This is a genomic window from Nonomuraea sp. NPDC001684 (genome assembly GCF_053596515.1).
The window spans coordinates 1-14,541 of record NZ_JBSFGJ010000244.1 but is presented as its reverse complement, the minus strand read 5'-3'; the positions used below and the strand labels follow the sequence as shown (position 1 = coordinate 14,541).

Genomic DNA, 14,541 nt, shown 5'->3' with positions numbered 1-14,541 from the left:
GCAGGCTCGCCGCCAGCCACAACCCGCCGATCATGATGAGCGCCCCGTGCGCGATCCGCACCGGGTACGGGCCGAAGAACTGCGGGATGAACAGCGCCAGACCCAGCGCGAGCGCCGTCCCGGCCCCCTTGGGCAGGATCCCCGAACGCCACACGGCCACGGCCGCCATCACCGTTCCGGCGCCCAGCAGTGCCAGCCCGGCGGCGAACAGGGTGATCGCGAGCGGGTCGAAGCGGAACAGCTCGGCCAGCTCCATCAGCGCGGGCGCGCCGTCGCGCAGGGAACGTTGCGCGATCACGTGCAGGCCGAAGTCCTCGGCCCCGTAGTAGGGGAGTGTCAGGCCGGCTCCGGCCCAGGTCACCGCGGCCGCGCGCAGCGACAGGCGGTCGCCGAGCACCTGGTGCAGCCCGAGCGTGCCCAGCGCGAGCAGCACGAAGCCGAGCATCGCGGCCAGATGGCCGGTGACCCACGCGGCCGAGGCCATGGCGACGGCGTCGTCGCCGGACGGCCGCACCACCGGGTAGACGAACAGCAGCACGCCGCCGAGGGCGAAGGCGGCGGAGGTGAGGCGGGGGGAGGTCATGGATAACTCCTGGCTGAGGGCGTTGCTCTGTTGTGAGAGCAATGCTCTCGCGACAGGTGTTCCCGTGTCAAGAGCACTGCTCTCTGTTCAGAGCGATGGCCGCAGCTCGGAGGTCAGGCCAGCAGCGGCACCAGGGTCCGGTCGCCGAACCTCGTCATCGCGGCTAGCGGCGCGGAGGCCGCCCCCACCAGCAGCGGAAGGCCCGGTTTGCCCTTGTCCCTGGCGATGCGCGGGCCCAGGGCGGCCATCAGCGCGGTCAGTCCCGGCAGTGGCCTGATCCACATGGTGATCTCCCGGACCAGGCCGTCGTCGTCCAGTTCGAGCTGGGCCACCTCGTTCAGCGGCTGGCGGCCCACCCGGGCGGTCGCCGTGAGCATGCGGGTGCGGCCGTCGCCGATGTCGCTCTGGTAGCGCAGGTCCGACAGCACGTCGAAGACCGCTTCGAACAGCGCTCCCACCTGTGTCAGGCCCTCGAACCTGGCCCGGTAGCTCAGCGGGGAGTGGAACACCACGCCGTCGGCGAGGGTGGCCTTGAGCGCCTGGGCGTCGTGCGCCTCGCCGGCCCGGCGGTACGCGCCGGCGGGTGAGTCCTGAATGTGAACTGTCATGGGTTCACAATATCAACCCACTATCATGGGTGCATGAACAGGTTCGGTGAGATGCACTGCTCCATCGCCCAGGCCGTCGGCGTCATCGGCGAGCCGTGGACTCCGCTGATCCTGCGCGACCTGTTCCTCGGCCTGCGCAGGTTCGACGACCTCGCCGAGGACCTGGGCATCTCGCGCAACCTGCTGGCCCGCCGGCTCGACCATCTCGTCGCCACCGGGGTCGTGGAGAAACGGCCCTACCAGGAGCGTCCGGTGCGCCACGAATACCTGCTGACCGAGGCCGGGCGTGACGTCGTGCCCGCCCTGCTGACGCTCATGGCCTGGGGCGACCGGTGGTCCACCCCGCCCGGCGGGCCGCCCGCGCTGCTCGTCCACTCCTGCGGGCGGGAGTTCACGCCCGTCGTCACCTGCCCCCACTGCGGCGGCGAGGCCACGGCCGAGACCGTGCTGCCGATGCCCGGTCCCGGAGCCGCCCGGGGGCCGGGCACCATGGTGCTGGCCGCCGATCTGTGACGATCCGTGTTTGACGCGCGACCCTTCGTGAGAGGACTCTCATGGCCCGCTCACGGCCGCCCCACGGCGGCCCCGCAGGCTGAGGGGACCGCGACGTCGATCAGGAGGCGTAGATGGATCTCATGCCACGCTGGCCCGCGGCGGCCGCCGCGCTCGCGTTCGTCCTCGCCGGGGGAGGGATGCTGCTTCCGGCCAAGGCGGCGGCCGGGCCGCCCCCGACGCTCGTCCAGGCCGCCCATGACGACGACGGCGACGACGACGGTGACGACGACCGCGCGGCCCCCCGGTCCGGGCGGCGCGAACCGGCCAGGAAACAGGCCCACGCCCCGCGCCGGGACGACGACGTCGAGGCCATCCCCGGCCTGGAGGCCCGCGACTCCCGGCCCCCCGAGCCCGTCACCCGCCCGGCCGAGGCTCCCGGGCGGGCCGAGATCCGGCTGGAGAGCGGTGCCATGACCGGGGTCGGGCACGTCGGCCCGCTGGTGCTGCTGGCCATCCTGGGCACCGGCGCCCTGGTGGGCGCCTCGTACTGGCTCTCGCGCCGGTACGGCCCCTGACGGTCAGATCCGCGACGGGACCTCGTTGCCGGCCGCCCTGATGGCCTTGGGCAGGTTCGTCAGGGCGAGCAGCACGAAGCCCACCACGAAGAATATGATCATGGACACGATGGCGATCCGGTAGCTGTTGGTGACCTGCAGCGCGATCGTCACGGTCAGCGACCCGATGAACGCCGACCCCTTGTCGCTGATCTGCAGCAGGCTGAAGTACTCCGCCTCCCGCCCCTTCGGGATCACCTGCGAGAACAACGACCGCGACAACGCCTGCGTGCCGCCCAGCACGATCGCGATGGCGAAGGCCATCAGGTAGAACTGCAGCGCCTGCCCCTCGCCGACGAACATCGCCACCACCACGATCCCGGTCCACAACACCAGGCTGGCCAGCACCGTGCGCTTGGTGCCGAAGCTGCGCGCCAGCCACCCCAGCAGCAGCGCCCCGAAGAACGCCACGAACTGCACCATCAGGATCGCCGTGATCTGGACGGTCTTGTCCAGCTTGAGGGCTTCGGAGGCGAAGGCCGCGCTGTTGCCGATGACCGTCTGCACGCCGTCGTTGTAGACCAGGTAGGCCACCAGGAACAGCAACGTCAGCGGGTACCGCCGCAGCTCGGCCAGCGTACGGCCGAGCTGGCGGAAGCTCCCGCGCACCGAGCGCAGCGCCGTGGTCTCGTGCGCCGCCACGGGACGGTTGCGCAGCCGCAGCAGCGGGATGACCGTGAACGTCGCCCACCACAGGCCGGCCGACATCATGCTGATGCGCACCGCCATGCCCTCGCTCAGCCCCAGGCTGTCGTGCTGCAGGAACAGCGCCAGGTTGAGCAGGAGCAGCAGCCCGCCGCCGAGGTAGCCGATCGCCCAGCCGCGCGAGGAGACCCCGTCGCGCTCCTCGGGGGTGGAGATCTGCGGCAGGAAGGAGTCGTAGACCACCACGGAGGAGCCGTAGGCCAGGTTGGCCACCACGAACAGCGCGCCGCCCAGCAGGTAGCGGTCGCCCTCGACGAAGTACAGGCCCATGGTGGCCAGCGCGCCGACGTAGGCGAACCCGCCGAGCAGCTCCCGCTTGCGGCCGGTGTGGTCGGCCAGCGCGCCCACGATGGGCAGGAACACGATCTGCAGGAACACCGCCACCGTCAGCGTCAACCCGAAGAAGGCCGCGGGCCTGATGTCGGCGCCGAGCACGTCGACGTACCCCAGGCCGGGGTGGCGCAGGACCAGCGCGTCGAACTGGGACGCGCACGTCTCGGGCGCGAGGCCGGGGAAGTCCTTGGCGCAGGCCGCGGTCCTGGCGACCGGGATCAGGTACGGGCCCAGGAAGACCGAGATGATCGTGGTGTAGAACGCCGAGTTGGCCCAGTCGTAGAAGTACCAGCCGCGTTGCTCGCGGCGGCGCGCCGCGGGGGAGTCGTCGAGGGCCGCGGGGGGTGCGGTGGAGGCCATGGTGTCGTGTCGCTCCTCTGCGGCCACGGGGGGTCATGCCTGACGAAGTGCCCATCTTCGCAGGTCGTGGGTCACGTCCACGTGTCGTGCCCATGACCTTACAGTGATCACCTCAGGAGAGGAAGGTGGCCGCCGCCGGGCGGGTCAGGCCGCCATGCCGCGCGGGTGCCACAGGCCCCGCCGTTCGAGGACGTCGCGCAGGCCGGTGACGTTGTCGGTCATGATGCCGTCGACGCCGAGGTCGAGCAGGTGCTCCATGCGGACGGTGTCGTTGATCGTCCACACGTGCACCTGCATGCCGATGGCGTGGGCCGTGCGGACCAGGCGGCGGGTGGTGACGCGCAGGCCGCGGAAGCCGACCGGCACCTGCGCGCACGGGATCCCGGCCCGCGACAGGCGGGCCAGCAGCCGGCCGTAGCCGGAGGTGGTGGCGGCGGCCCGCAGCGCGGCCACACCGCGCGGGCCGAGCGCCGAGCACACCTCGCGGCCCATGGCGGCCCTGGCCATGACCAGGCGCTCGTCGGAGAAGGACGTCAGGCAGACGCGGTCGTAGGCGTTGGTGCGGCGGACCACCTCGGCCAGCGGCGCGATGGCCGCCGCCTCCTTGACGTCGATGTTGAAGCGCACCTGCGGCCACGTGCCGAGCAGGTCCTCCAGCAGCGGGATCTCGTGCACGCCGGCGATGCGGGCCTGCCGGACCTCCCGGTAGGGCAGCTCGGAGATGCGGCCCCGCCGGTCGGTCACCCGGTCGAGGGTGTGGTCGTGGAAGGCCAGCAGCACGCCGTCGGCGGTGGCGTGCGCGTCGGTCTCCAGATAGTCGTAGCCGAGCCCGACCGCGCGTTCGAAGGCCGCCAGGGAGTTCTCGGCGCCCTCCAGCGCGCCGCCGCGGTGGGCGAAGGCCAGCGGCCCCGGATGGTCGAGAAAGGCGAAACGACGGCTGAGCACGACCCGGTGTCCCTTCCGATGGTGGACGGTTCGGTCACGGTTCGGGGAGATTCTCCCACTCCTGGCGGCGCGCCTCGGCCAGCGCGATGGCCGCGGCCACCGACACGTTGAACGAGCCGACCCGCCCGACCTGCGGGATGTAGCAGACGCCGTCGACGGCCTCCAGCAGGGCGGGGGAGCAGCCGTGGTCCTCGCTGCCGACCACCAGGCACACGTCGCGGCCGAGGTCGGCGCGGTGCAGCGGCACGGCCTCGCCGGTCAGCTCGATGGCCAGCACGGCGTAGCCGTCGTCCTTGGCGGCCTTGACCGCCTCGGTGGCCGGGACCGGCTCGTGCCAGGTGACCAGGCGCTCGGTGCCGAGCGCCGTCTTGCCCGCCTTGGGGTTGGTGGGCGGCGTGGCGTTGCCCGCCAGCCAGATCTGGTCGACGCCGAACGCCGCGGCGCTGCGGAAGATCGAGCCGACGTTGAACGGGCCCGTCACCGACTCCAGGATCAGCGCGAGCCGGTTGTCGGTGTTCCTGCGCCAGGTGCGGTTGAGCCGCTTGACGTCGGTGGGGCGCAGCTGCCTTCTCATCGGGCCACCTTCAATATGCGGTAGGCGGCTCGGGAGGCCTCGCGGGAGGCCTGCCAGCCCTGCTCGCCGAGCCAGCGCTGCAGGGAGTCCGAGCCGAGGTGTTTCTGGACGACCAGGTAGGCGACGCCGTCGGGCGTCAGCCGGGTGAGCCACCTGGTGAGCATCTCGTGCAGAGCCGGCTTGCCAATCCGGATGGCGGGATTGGACCAAATGGCCCGAAATTTCACGTCATCCGGCACTTCATCAACATGAACGGGTCTTACTTTGTAAAGGCCGGCGGCCTGGGCGTTCCGTCCGGTCAGCTCCAGGCTGCGCCGGTTCACGTCGACGGCCCACACCGTCGCCCCGGGCGCCCGCGAGGCCATCGTCAGCGCGATGGGCCCGTAGCCGCAGCCCAGGTCGAGCAGGTCGCCCTCCTGCGGCGGCGGCGGGACCGACTCCAGCAGCGCGCGCGTGCCGACGTCGACCCGGTCGGGTGAGAACACGCCCCGGTCGGTCTCCAGCCGCAGGTGCAGGTCGGGCAGGACCAGGTCGACCGAGCCCGGCCTGCTCGCGGTCTCGGGACGTTCGGAGAAGTAGTGGGCCACGTGGGAAAACGTTACGGGATGCGGGTGCCGAACAAGACCGCGGCGCCGGCCACCAGCAGCCCGAGCACGATCGCGGCCACGATGAACCACTGGGTGATCTCCTGGCTGACCAGCTTGAACCCCAGCGAGGTGCCGATCTGCTCGTAGACGTCGCGCAGTTCGCTGCCGGACTCGGCGGCGTAGGCCCGGCCGCTGGTGCCGTCGGAGAGCGACTGCAGGGTCTGCTTGTTGACCGGGACGTTCACCGGCCTGCCGTCGATGTCGACGGTGCCCTCCTGGGTGCCGTACGCGATGGTGGAGACCGGGACGTGGGCCTGCTGGGCGGCCTCGATGGCCTCGGTCACCGACCGGCCGGAGGTGTTGTCGCCGTCGGACAGCAGCACGATCGCGGCGGGCGGCGGGTCGGTGGCGGCCTGCTGGTCGAAGGAGCGCACCGAGTCGAGGGAGTTGAAGACGGCCTCGCCGATCGCGGTGCCGGGCCGGGTGGTCAGGTTGCCGATGGCGGTGACGACGGCCTGGTGGTCGGTGGTGGGGGAGATGACGACGTTGGCCGAGCGGGCGAAGGAGACCACGCCGACGTTGAAGCGGTCGGGCAGCTCCCTGGCGAACGCCTGGGCGGCGGCCTTGGCGGCGCTGATGCGGTTGGGCTGGACGTCGCCGGCGTCCATGGACAGGGAGACGTCCAGGGCGATCATGATGGTGGCGCGGTCGCGGGGGACGCGTACCTGGTCGGCGGGTTTGGCGGCGCCGACCACCAGGAACGACATCATGACCAGGAACAGCGCCGGAGGCACGTGCCGGCGCCAGCCCGGCCCGGCGGGGGCGACGAGGTTGAGCAGCGCCAGGTTGGTGAAGCGCACGGTGTAGCGGCGGCGGGCGAACTGCGCCACGACGTATCCGGCCACCAGCAGCGCCACCAGCACGAACAGCCACAACCAGCCGGGCGCGAGAAACGTCATACGGGTCTCCGGTGGGCGAGGTGGCTCATGCGGCGCTGGCGCAGGACGAACTGCGCCACGTCGAACACCCAGTCCCGGTCGGTCCGCAGCACCAGGTGGGCGATCCCGGCGCGGCGCAGGGCGAGCCGGGTGCCCTCACGCTGGAGGGCGGCGGCCTCCGCATATGCTTGCCGGACTTTGGGAGAAAGGTGCACTTCACGTACGTTCCCGGTCTCGGGATCGGTGAACGCCACCCGGCCGACGTCCGGCAGCTCCAGCTCGCGCGGGTCGATGACCTCCACGGCCAGCACCTGGTGGCGGGCGGCCAGCCGCCTGATCGGGCGTTCCCAGGGGCGTTCGGCGTCGGGGTCGAGCTCGGGGCGGTCGTCGAGGAAGTCGGAGACGATCAGCCGCATGCCCCTGCGGCGGCGGGTGGCCGCCAGCACGTCGATGCCCTCGGCCAGGTCGGGGGCGTCGGGCACGGCCCGGCCGCGCGGGGCGTCCATGAGGGAGTTGAGCAGCCCGTACAGGGCCGGGCGGCCGGTACGGGCGGGCATGCGGTGGATGTACTCCTCGTGCAGCACCAGCGCGCCGAACCGGTCGCCCATGCGGCTGGACAGGAAGCCGATCGCGCCGACGGCGGCCACGACCAGGTCGCGCTTGTCGGTGTCGGCGGTGCCGAAGTCCATGCTGGCCGACAGGTCGGCCAGCGCCCAGGTCTCCAGCTCGCGGTCGGCGATCAGGTCGCGGACGTGGGGGACGGTCGTGCGGGCGGTGACGGCCCAGTCCATGCGGCGCACGTCGTCCTCGCCGGGCACGTACAGGCGGCTGTCGCCGGTCTCGCTGCCGGTGCCGGGCAGCAGCCCCTGGTGGGCGCCGTGCAGCAGGCCGTCGAGCCGCCGCGTGACGGTCAGCTCCAGCCGTCGCAGCGCCTGTTCGGCGGTGTTCAACGGTTCTGGTTCCAGACGACCAGGGGCGGCGGCACGGCGTGCAGGATCTGCTTGACGACCTGCTCGGGATCGACGCCGTCGGCCAGGGCGTCGAAGGTCAGCATGAGCCGGTGGGACATGACGTCGACGGCCACGTCGCGCACGTCGTCGGGCAGCAGGTAGTCGCGGCCGCGCAGCAGGGCCAGCGCGCGCCCGGCCGAGACCAGGCCGAGGGTGGCGCGGGGGCTGACGCCGATCTCGATGGTCTCGGCCAGGTCGCCCAGCCCGTAGTCGGCGGGCGCGCGGGTGGACATGACCAGGCGCACCACGTAGTCGGCCACGAGCTGGTGCACCGAGACCTGCTCGGCGGCCTGCTGCAGGGCCAGCAACCGGGCCGGGTCGAGCACGCGGTCGGGCACGGGCGGCGTGACGCTCATGCGGTGGAGGATCTCCAGCTCCTCGTGCGCGCTGGGGTGCGGCACCCGCACGCGGAACAGGAAACGGTCGCGCTGCACCTCGGGCAGCGGGTAGACGCCCTCGGACTCGATCGGGTTCTGGGTGGCCAGCACGATGAACGGCCTGGGCAGCGGATGCGTGACGCCGGCCAGCGTGACCTGGCGCTCGGCCATCACCTCCAGCAGCGCGGACTGCACCTTGGCGGGGGCGCGGTTGATCTCGTCGGCCAGCAGGAAGTTGACGAACACCGGACCCAGCTCGACGTCGAACTTCTCGTTGGAGGGGTGGAAGACGCGGGTGCCGACGATGTCGCTCGGCACGAGGTCGGGGGTGAACTGGATCCGGGCGAACGTGCCGCCCACGACGGTGGCCAGGGTGGCGGCGGCGAGGGTCTTGGCGACTCCCGGCACACCTTCGAGCAGGCAGTGGCCGCGGGCCAGCAGGGCCACGACCAGCCGCTCGACCATGTGCTCCTGTCCCACGATGACACGCCGGACCTCGTCGAGACTTCGACGCAGCACCGCCGCGTCGTTTCCGCCTGGCAACTCTTCGGCGACGCTCATGACGCCATTCCACCAAACGCGCCGCGAACGTGCACGACGCCACGTCTGTGCTTTCATGGCAAACGTGGCAAGTCCCCTGCAGTACGGTGATCCGCCCCAGCTGGGGCGCTACGTCGTGCAGGCCCGCCTGCACACGGCTCCGGCCGGGTTCGTCTACCTGGGACAGGGACCCGACGGACGCGCGGTGTCGCTGGCCGTGCTCACCCGGGGCGCCGCCCTCGACGCGGCGGCGCGCGACCGGTTCCTGACCGCGATCAAGGAGGCGCCGGGGCGGTCCGGCGGGCGCGGGTGGCTGGGGCTCGGCCGGGCGCGCGCCTCGGTGCTCGACGGGACGCCCGAGGTGCTCGACGTGCACGACGGGCCGGCGCCGTGGGTGGCGGTGCCGTACGCGCCGGGGCAGCCGGGGGCCGAACGGTTCCTGGACCCGGTCATGGTGGGCGGGACGTTCATCGGGCAGGCGCACGGGCCGGACTTCGTGCCGTACTGGCTGACCGACCGCGCGCCCGCGCTGCCGGGTCCGCTGGCGCGGCGGCTGCCGCTGACCGAGACGCGGCGGCGGGTGCTGCTGGCCGCGCTGGCCCTGGCGCTGCTGCTGGTGCTGGTCACGACGATCCTGCTGTTGCTGCTGTTCGGCAGGCGCGACAGCGAGCCGATGCCCCGGCAGCTCCCGCCGACGGTGTTCGTGCCCACGCCGCCGCCCACGCCCGCCACGCCGGTGCCGGAGCCCTCGCCGTCGCAGTCGCCGTCGCCGACGCGCACCGGTCCCGGCACGCCGGGGCAGTCGCCGGGCGACGAGCTCGGCGAGTCGCCGCTTTAATGCGTTTGAGCCTCACGTTACGTGAGGCTTTAGCGTCCGCGGCATGGAGTTCATCGTTCACGACACGCTCACGGCCATGGCGGACCTGCTCGCCCGGCCGCTCGCCGACCGGCCCGAGGCGCTGCGGGAGATGCTGGCGCCGATCCGGCCGGCGATCCCGGTGCCCGGCGACATCGTCGACATCCACCACCAGGGCGGCGGCTTCCGCGTCGACGCCGAGGACGCCCGTTACCTGCCCGCCGTCCGGGCCATGATCGAGGCCGACGTGCTCGGCCAGGTGCGCAGGGAGCTGGAGCGCGCCTCCCACGCGCTGAAGGCGGCCAGGCAGGCCTCCTCGCTGCAGGTGATGTTCGTGCTCGGCGACCCCGACGACGAGCACCTGATGAAGATCAGCGGCGGCTACTACGGGATGGGCGGCTCGCCCGGCTGGCTGTACCTGCTGGGCTGGCCGTCGGAGGAGGTCATCGGCCGGATCGCGCACTGCGCGGTGCACGAGTTCCACCACAACGTGCGCTACAGCAACGTCGAGTGGGACCCGCGGAAGGTCACCGTGGGCGAGCATGTGGTGGCCGAGGGGCTGGCCGAGGCGTTCGTCCGGGAGCTGTCCGGCCCGGAGGCCATGGGGCCCTGGTCGCGGATGGTGACGGGGGAGGAGCTGGAACGCGCCCACGAGCTGATCATGGACGCGTTCGACCTGGAGGGCATGGGGAACACCCCGGCGTACGTGCTGGGCGACAGCGCCATGCGGCGCTTCGGCCAGGAGCCCCGCGGCATCCCCGACATGGCGGGTTACGCGGTGGGGCTGCGGCTGGTGGACCGCGCCCTGGCCGCGAAGGGCCTGAGCGCCGCCGAGGCCACCCTGCTGCCGGCCGCGCAACTGCTCGATCAGCTGGGGGAGACGAACCCGGACTCGTAGGCGGCGATCACGGCCTGGGTGCGGTCGCGCGCGCCCAGCTTGGCCAGGACGTTGCCGACGTGCGTCTTGACGGTCTCCTGGCTGACGACCAGCTCGGCGGCGATCTCGGTGTTGGACATGCCCCTGGTCATCAGCCGCAGCACGTCGCCCTCGCGGCCGGTGAGCCGGTCGATGCCCGGCACGTGGGCGCGCGGGCGGCGGCCCGCAAGGGTGCGGATCGCGGCCGGGAACAGCAGCGACTCCCCGGCCGCCACCAGTTTGATCGCCTGGATCAGGTCGTCCGGTCTGGTGCGTTTGAGCAGGAAGCCGCTCGCTCCGGCGCGCAGGGCGTCGTAGACGTGGTCGTCGTTCTCGAACGTGGTCACGACCAGGACCCTGGGCGGGTCGTCGAGCGTCACGAGGCGGCGGGTGGCCTGGATGCCGTCCATGGCGGGCATGCGGACGTCCATCAGGACGACGTCGGGGCGCTCGCGGCGGACGACCGGCAGGACCGCGGCGCCGTCCCCGGCCTCGCCGACCACGCGCAGGCCGGGCTCGGCGTCGATGATGACGCGCAGCCCGGCGCGGATGAGGTCCTCGTCGTCGGCGATCACGACCTTGAGTGTCATGCCCCTGACCGTAGCGGCACCTGGGTGGGGAGGGCTCGGGGGTGTCCTGGGCTGACGGCGGCGGGGCCTGTCCCGGGGGCGAGCTGCCTGGATGGGATCACCGGGGGCCTGTCTTGGGAGGGAGCTGCCTGGAGGGGATCAGCCGGGTGCGGGGGTCAGGGGCCCGGGCGCAGGGGGAGGCGGACCGAGACCGTCCAGCCGTCCTTGTCAGGGCCGGCGCGCAGGTCGCCGCGGAGCAGGCGCACCCGTTCGCGCATGCCGTCAACGCCCCGGCCGCCGCCCCGCCTGCGCCTCCCGCCGTGCCTCTCACCGTGCCTCCCGCCGGCGTTGCTGACCTCCAGCCGCAGGTCGTCGCCCTGGACGGCGGCGGCCAGCCGGACCGTGCCGCCGCCGTGCCGGATCGCGTTGGTCAGCGCCTCCTGCAGGATGCGGTACGCCTCCCTGGAGACGACGGCGGGCACGCCGGACAGGTCGCCCACGTCTTGCCGCACCTCGGCGCCGGAGCCCGCCACCAGCGCCGCGAGGTCGGCCAACGTCGCCTGCGGCGCCCGCCGCCCGTCCTCGCCTGCATCGTCGCGTCCGTCCGCGTGTGCCTCCTCGCGTCCGTCCGCGCGTGCGTCCTCGCGCAGGACGCCGAGCACGTGGTCGAGGTCCTCCAGTGCGGCGCGGGCCGACTGCTCGATGGCCGCCAGCGCGGTCCTGGCGGTGGCCGGGTCGCGGTCGAGGACGCGTCCGGCCGCGGCGGCCTGCAGGGTGACGACGCTGAGCGCGTGCCCGACCGAGTCGTGCAGCTCGCGGGCCAGCCGGTTGCGTTCGGCCAGCGTACGGGCGTGATCCTCGGCGGCGGCCAGCCGTTCGGCGGGGGTGGGGCCGAGCAGCGGGGGAGCCAGGGCGGCCAGCACCGCGCCCGCGCCCGCCGCGCCCGCCACCAGCAGCGCCAGCGCCCCCACGCCCGCCGCCGCCCACAGCACGGACGGCCACCCCGGCTCGGCCGTGAGGCCCAGCACCGGCATCGGCTCCCCGATGAACGGCAGCGCCATCGTGAACATCGTGAACGGCACCACCGCCAGCGTGAACCCGCTCACCACGCCGCCCACCGCCAGATGCAGCGTGAACCACGCGGCGGTGCGCCGCCGCTCCTGCCACGACCGGCGGGCCTGCCGCGGCGGGGTCTCCACGCGGGCCCCGAGCAGCCCCTGGGCGGCGTTCACCTCCAGCGCGCGCACCGGCAGGAACAGCCCGGTCACCGCCACCACCGGCAGCACCGCGACGAACACCCCGACCTGGATCGGCATCAGCATGTCGGGCGACACGCCGCGCCACAACCCGGCGACCAGCACCCCGGCCATCATGTACGGCATCAGCAGCGCCCCGCCCAGGATGAGGCACGCCCAACGGCGGGGGAGGTTCCTTCTCACATCCGGGATTGTATGTCGATACTTTTTCGCGCTGGGAGTAATGCGCCTTGAGTGAAATGCGCCCCCAGCGAAAATAGGCCGGAATTCACCGCCGCCGGGTCTAGCGTTTTTCGCAGAATTAGTTTCGGCAGAAAGGCGACGTCAATGACGGATACCCAGCGCGCGGCCTGGCCTGACCAGCTCAGTCAGCGCCTGCTGAAGGAACGCATCGTGGTGCTCGGCCAGGAAGTCGACGACGAGATTTGCAACCGGCTCTGCGGTGAGCTGCTTTTGCTGGCAGCCGAAGACCCCAATCGGGACATAACGCTCTACATCAATTCGCCGGGCGGCTCCGTGACGGCCGGCATGGCGCTCTATGACATGATGCAGTTCGTCCCGTGCGACGTGGCGACGGTGGCGATGGGCTTCGCCGCCTCCATGGGCCAGCTGCTGCTGACCGCCGGTGCGCCGGGCAAGCGTTACGCCCTGCCCAACGCCCGCATCGTCATGCACCAGCCGCTGGGCGGCATCGGCGGCTCGGCCAGCGACATCCAGATCCAGGCCGACAACATGCTCTACACCAAGCGCAGGATGGCCGAGATCATCGCCCACCACACCGGCCAGCCGCTCGAGCGCATCCAGGCCGACTCCGACCGCGACCGGTGGTTCACCGCCCAGCAGGCGCTGGAGTACGGGTTCGTGGACCACATCGCCGAAGGGATGAACTGACCATGAGCGGTCGCTACGTGCTGCCCTCGTTCACCGAGCGCACCTCCTACGGGGTGCGGGAGATGAACCCGTACAACAAGCTGTTCGAGGACCGGGTGGTGTTCATCGGCGCCCCGATCGACGACACGGTGGCCAACGACGTCATGGCTCAGCTCCTCACGCTGGAGTCGCTCGATCCCGACCAGGACATCAACATGTACATCAACTCGCCGGGCGGGTCGTTCACGGCGATGACGGCCATCTACGACACGATGCAGTTCGTCCGGCCGGAGATCCACACGGTCTGCATCGGGGAGGCGTCCTCGGCGGCGGCCGTCCTGCTCGCGGCGGGCACGCCGGGCAAGCGGGCGGCCCTGCCGCACGCACGCGTCCTGCTCCACCAGCCGGCCACGGAGGGCGGCCGGGGGCAGTCGAGCGACCTGGAGATCCACGCCCGGGAGATCGTACGGATGCGTGACCAGCAGGAGGAGATCCTGGCCCGGCACACTGGGCGCGGGGTGCTGGAGATCAGGAAGGACATCGAGCGCGACCGCATCTTCACCGCCGAGCAGGCGCGCAGCTACCGGCTGATCGACGACATCTACGCCTCCAGGAAACGCACCCTGGCCGCCGCCCACTGACCTGCCCGCCCAAACCTGGCCCTGGCCCAGGCTCGCTGGTCCCCCTGGGCCCGCTGGTCTCGTCGGGGCCCTGCGGGTGGCTGTCTGGGCTCGTGCGGGCTGGCCTGTCGCTGGTCTCCCCGGGTCTCTGCGGGCTGGGTCGCCTGTGCCTCGTGCCCGCTGGTTAGCCTGTGCCTCCTGCGGGCTGGTCTGCCCGGGACCCTTTGGGTCACCCGGCCGTGGTCCTGCCTGGACCGCGGTATCGGCGTCCTGCTTGGGGCCCGGCCTGCTGGCCTCCTTGGGGCCCTACCCGAGCCCGGGATCATCCCTTCCGGCCGTCCGGTACGGCGCGCAGGCGTCGCAGGGCCAGCAGCCCGCCGACCCCGGGGACGAACGCGCTCCAGCGCGCCCCGGGTGTGCTTTGCGCCCTGGGTGTCATGGCCGCCGTGGCGATGACGATGAGGTAGGCCATGCCGTGCAGCGGGCCGGCGTAGGTCGTGATCGCCTTGGCGTGCACGGTGAGCAGGTTGGTCAGCAGAACCGCCAGCGTGACGGCCTCGGCGGCGGCGGCGATGCGCAGGGTCAGCACGCTCAGGCTCCCGTCTGCTCGCCCGGACGGACGATCATGAGCACGACGACGGCCGCCCACAGCAGGTTGTAGACGCCGGTGAGCATCGTCAGCGTACGGAGTCGGCGGCCGTCGTCGGGGGCGTCGAGGGCCTGGCGCTGGCGGGGGTGGATCTGGGTGGCCAGCAGGGCGCCCGCGACGGCGGTGAGGATCATCG

Annotated in this window: 18 protein-coding genes and 1 pseudogene; 6 read left to right on the top strand and 13 right to left on the bottom strand. The window is 72.1% G+C overall.

Translation table 11 applies throughout. The features are described from left to right. Both ACWCSD_RS32750 and ACWCSD_RS32745 read right to left on the bottom strand, forming a co-directional pair. On the bottom strand, nt 1–583 hold a 583-nt coding region (locus ACWCSD_RS32750; protein WP_449920660.1), incomplete at its 3' end, for a hypothetical protein. 113 nt (nt 584–696) lie between these two features. Beyond that, nucleotides 697–1,191 carry a nuclear transport factor 2 family protein gene (locus ACWCSD_RS32745; protein WP_357975721.1) on the bottom strand — a complete coding sequence of 165 codons (495 nt, stop codon included), beginning with the start codon at nt 1,189–1,191 and terminating at the stop codon, nt 697–699. Nucleotides 1,192–1,224: 33 nt separating this feature from the next. Here ACWCSD_RS32745 and ACWCSD_RS32740 point away from each other — a divergent pair, with 33 nt between their 5' ends. Both ACWCSD_RS32740 and ACWCSD_RS32735 read left to right on the top strand, forming a co-directional pair. Continuing rightward, complete coding sequence (locus tag ACWCSD_RS32740; protein WP_352350760.1) at nt 1,225–1,704, top strand: winged helix-turn-helix transcriptional regulator; 480 nt, start codon at nt 1,225–1,227, stop codon at nt 1,702–1,704. A gap of 113 nt (nt 1,705–1,817) precedes the next feature. Then, nucleotides 1,818–2,261 carry a hypothetical protein gene (locus ACWCSD_RS32735; RefSeq protein ID WP_449920656.1) on the top strand — a complete coding sequence of 148 codons (444 nt, stop codon included), beginning with the start codon at nt 1,818–1,820 and terminating at the stop codon, nt 2,259–2,261. Nucleotides 2,262–2,264: 3 nt separating this feature from the next. On the opposite strand, the gene ACWCSD_RS32730 is transcribed toward ACWCSD_RS32735, so the two are convergent. The 7 genes from ACWCSD_RS32730 to ACWCSD_RS32700 all read right to left on the bottom strand — a co-directional run bounded on the left by ACWCSD_RS32730 (nt 2,265) and on the right by ACWCSD_RS32700 (nt 8,690). After that, nucleotides 2,265–3,698 (bottom strand): MFS transporter, encoded by a 1,434-nt coding sequence (locus ACWCSD_RS32730; RefSeq protein WP_397156638.1) that lies wholly within the window; start codon nt 3,696–3,698, stop codon nt 2,265–2,267. A gap of 144 nt (nt 3,699–3,842) precedes the next feature. Continuing rightward, nucleotides 3,843–4,643, bottom strand: a complete 801-nt coding sequence (locus tag ACWCSD_RS32725; protein ID WP_358286606.1) for a glycerophosphodiester phosphodiesterase — start codon at nt 4,641–4,643, stop codon at nt 3,843–3,845. Between the two features lie 34 nt (nt 4,644–4,677). Further along, entirely contained in the window at nt 4,678–5,217 is a 540-nt protein-coding gene (locus tag ACWCSD_RS32720; protein WP_352350753.1) for a TrmH family RNA methyltransferase, read from the bottom strand. Next, nucleotides 5,214–5,804 (bottom strand): class I SAM-dependent methyltransferase, encoded by a 591-nt coding sequence (locus ACWCSD_RS32715; protein ID WP_352350751.1) that lies wholly within the window; start codon nt 5,802–5,804, stop codon nt 5,214–5,216. The genes ACWCSD_RS32720 and ACWCSD_RS32715 overlap by 4 nt, the downstream gene beginning before the upstream one ends. A gap of 11 nt (nt 5,805–5,815) precedes the next feature. Next, nucleotides 5,816–6,763, bottom strand: a complete 948-nt coding sequence (locus ACWCSD_RS32710; RefSeq protein WP_387675369.1) for a VWA domain-containing protein — start codon at nt 6,761–6,763, stop codon at nt 5,816–5,818. After that, nucleotides 6,760–7,692 carry a DUF58 domain-containing protein gene (locus ACWCSD_RS32705; protein WP_387675366.1) on the bottom strand — a complete coding sequence of 311 codons (933 nt, stop codon included), beginning with the start codon at nt 7,690–7,692 and terminating at the stop codon, nt 6,760–6,762. Before ACWCSD_RS32705 ends, ACWCSD_RS32710 begins: the two co-directional genes overlap by 4 nt. Beyond that, nucleotides 7,689–8,690 carry an AAA family ATPase gene (locus ACWCSD_RS32700; RefSeq protein ID WP_397156642.1) on the bottom strand — a complete coding sequence of 334 codons (1,002 nt, stop codon included), beginning with the start codon at nt 8,688–8,690 and terminating at the stop codon, nt 7,689–7,691. The genes ACWCSD_RS32705 and ACWCSD_RS32700 overlap by 4 nt, the downstream gene beginning before the upstream one ends. Nucleotides 8,691–8,745: 55 nt before the next feature. On the opposite strand from ACWCSD_RS32700, the gene ACWCSD_RS32695 reads away from it, so the two are divergent. Then, nucleotides 8,746–9,507, top strand: coding sequence for a hypothetical protein (locus ACWCSD_RS32695; protein ID WP_358286614.1), 762 nt, complete (start codon nt 8,746–8,748; stop codon nt 9,505–9,507). A 43-nt stretch (nt 9,508–9,550) separates the two neighbouring features. Continuing rightward, nucleotides 9,551–10,423 (top strand): DUF2268 domain-containing protein, encoded by an 873-nt coding sequence (locus tag ACWCSD_RS32690; protein ID WP_397156644.1) that lies wholly within the window; start codon nt 9,551–9,553, stop codon nt 10,421–10,423. Here ACWCSD_RS32690 and ACWCSD_RS32685 read toward each other — a convergent pair. Both ACWCSD_RS32685 and ACWCSD_RS32680 read right to left on the bottom strand, forming a co-directional pair. Beyond that, nucleotides 10,393–11,031: a response regulator gene (locus ACWCSD_RS32685; RefSeq protein ID WP_449920647.1), complete on the bottom strand. Its 639-nt coding sequence runs from the start codon at nt 11,029–11,031 to the stop codon at nt 10,393–10,395. The genes ACWCSD_RS32690 and ACWCSD_RS32685 overlap by 31 nt on opposite strands. A 155-nt stretch (nt 11,032–11,186) precedes the next feature. Continuing rightward, nucleotides 11,187–12,449 carry a sensor histidine kinase gene (locus ACWCSD_RS32680; RefSeq protein ID WP_449920644.1) on the bottom strand — a complete coding sequence of 421 codons (1,263 nt, stop codon included), beginning with the start codon at nt 12,447–12,449 and terminating at the stop codon, nt 11,187–11,189. A 144-nt stretch (nt 12,450–12,593) separates the two neighbouring features. On the opposite strand from ACWCSD_RS32680, the gene ACWCSD_RS32675 reads away from it, so the two are divergent. Beyond that, complete coding sequence (locus ACWCSD_RS32675) at nt 12,594–13,157, top strand: ClpP family protease (RefSeq protein ID WP_397156650.1); 564 nt, start codon at nt 12,594–12,596, stop codon at nt 13,155–13,157. Nucleotides 13,158–13,159: 2 nt separating this feature from the next. Continuing rightward, nucleotides 13,160–13,777: an ATP-dependent Clp protease proteolytic subunit gene (locus ACWCSD_RS32670; protein ID WP_364342966.1), complete on the top strand. Its 618-nt coding sequence runs from the start codon at nt 13,160–13,162 to the stop codon at nt 13,775–13,777. Nucleotides 13,778–14,078: 301 nt separating this feature from the next. Here ACWCSD_RS32670 and ACWCSD_RS32665 read toward each other — a convergent pair whose 3' ends face one another. Together ACWCSD_RS32665 and ACWCSD_RS32660 are read right to left on the bottom strand one after the other, a co-directional pair. Next, entirely contained in the window at nt 14,079–14,345 is a 267-nt protein-coding gene (locus tag ACWCSD_RS32665; RefSeq protein ID WP_449920640.1) for a DUF3817 domain-containing protein, read from the bottom strand. A 2-nt stretch (nt 14,346–14,347) separates the two neighbouring features. Then, nucleotides 14,348–14,541 (bottom strand): annotated as a pseudogene (locus ACWCSD_RS32660) (hypothetical protein); the annotation flags it as partial.

Bases quoted from the DNA above. Each gene is read 5' to 3' on its own strand.
- ACWCSD_RS32745 (WP_357975721.1), bottom strand. From the start codon at position 1,191: ATGACAGTTCACATTCAGGACTCACCCGCCGGCGCGTACCGCCGGGCC.
- ACWCSD_RS32740 (WP_352350760.1), top strand. From the start codon at position 1,225: ATGAACAGGTTCGGTGAGATGCACTGCTCCATCGCCCAGGCCGTCGGC.
- ACWCSD_RS32735 (WP_449920656.1), top strand. From the start codon at position 1,818: ATGGATCTCATGCCACGCTGGCCCGCGGCGGCCGCCGCGCTCGCGTTC.
- ACWCSD_RS32730 (WP_397156638.1), bottom strand. From the start codon at position 3,698: ATGGCCTCCACCGCACCCCCCGCGGCCCTCGACGACTCCCCCGCGGCG.
- ACWCSD_RS32720 (WP_352350753.1), bottom strand. From the start codon at position 5,217: ATGAGAAGGCAGCTGCGCCCCACCGACGTCAAGCGGCTCAACCGCACC.
- ACWCSD_RS32710 (WP_387675369.1), bottom strand. From the start codon at position 6,763: ATGACGTTTCTCGCGCCCGGCTGGTTGTGGCTGTTCGTGCTGGTGGCG.
- ACWCSD_RS32700 (WP_397156642.1), bottom strand. From the start codon at position 8,690: ATGAGCGTCGCCGAAGAGTTGCCAGGCGGAAACGACGCGGCGGTGCTG.
- ACWCSD_RS32695 (WP_358286614.1), top strand. From the start codon at position 8,746: ATGGCAAACGTGGCAAGTCCCCTGCAGTACGGTGATCCGCCCCAGCTG.
- ACWCSD_RS32690 (WP_397156644.1), top strand. From the start codon at position 9,551: ATGGAGTTCATCGTTCACGACACGCTCACGGCCATGGCGGACCTGCTC.
- ACWCSD_RS32685 (WP_449920647.1), bottom strand. From the start codon at position 11,031: ATGACACTCAAGGTCGTGATCGCCGACGACGAGGACCTCATCCGCGCC.
- ACWCSD_RS32675 (WP_397156650.1), top strand. From the start codon at position 12,594: ATGACGGATACCCAGCGCGCGGCCTGGCCTGACCAGCTCAGTCAGCGC.
- ACWCSD_RS32670 (WP_364342966.1), top strand. From the start codon at position 13,160: ATGAGCGGTCGCTACGTGCTGCCCTCGTTCACCGAGCGCACCTCCTAC.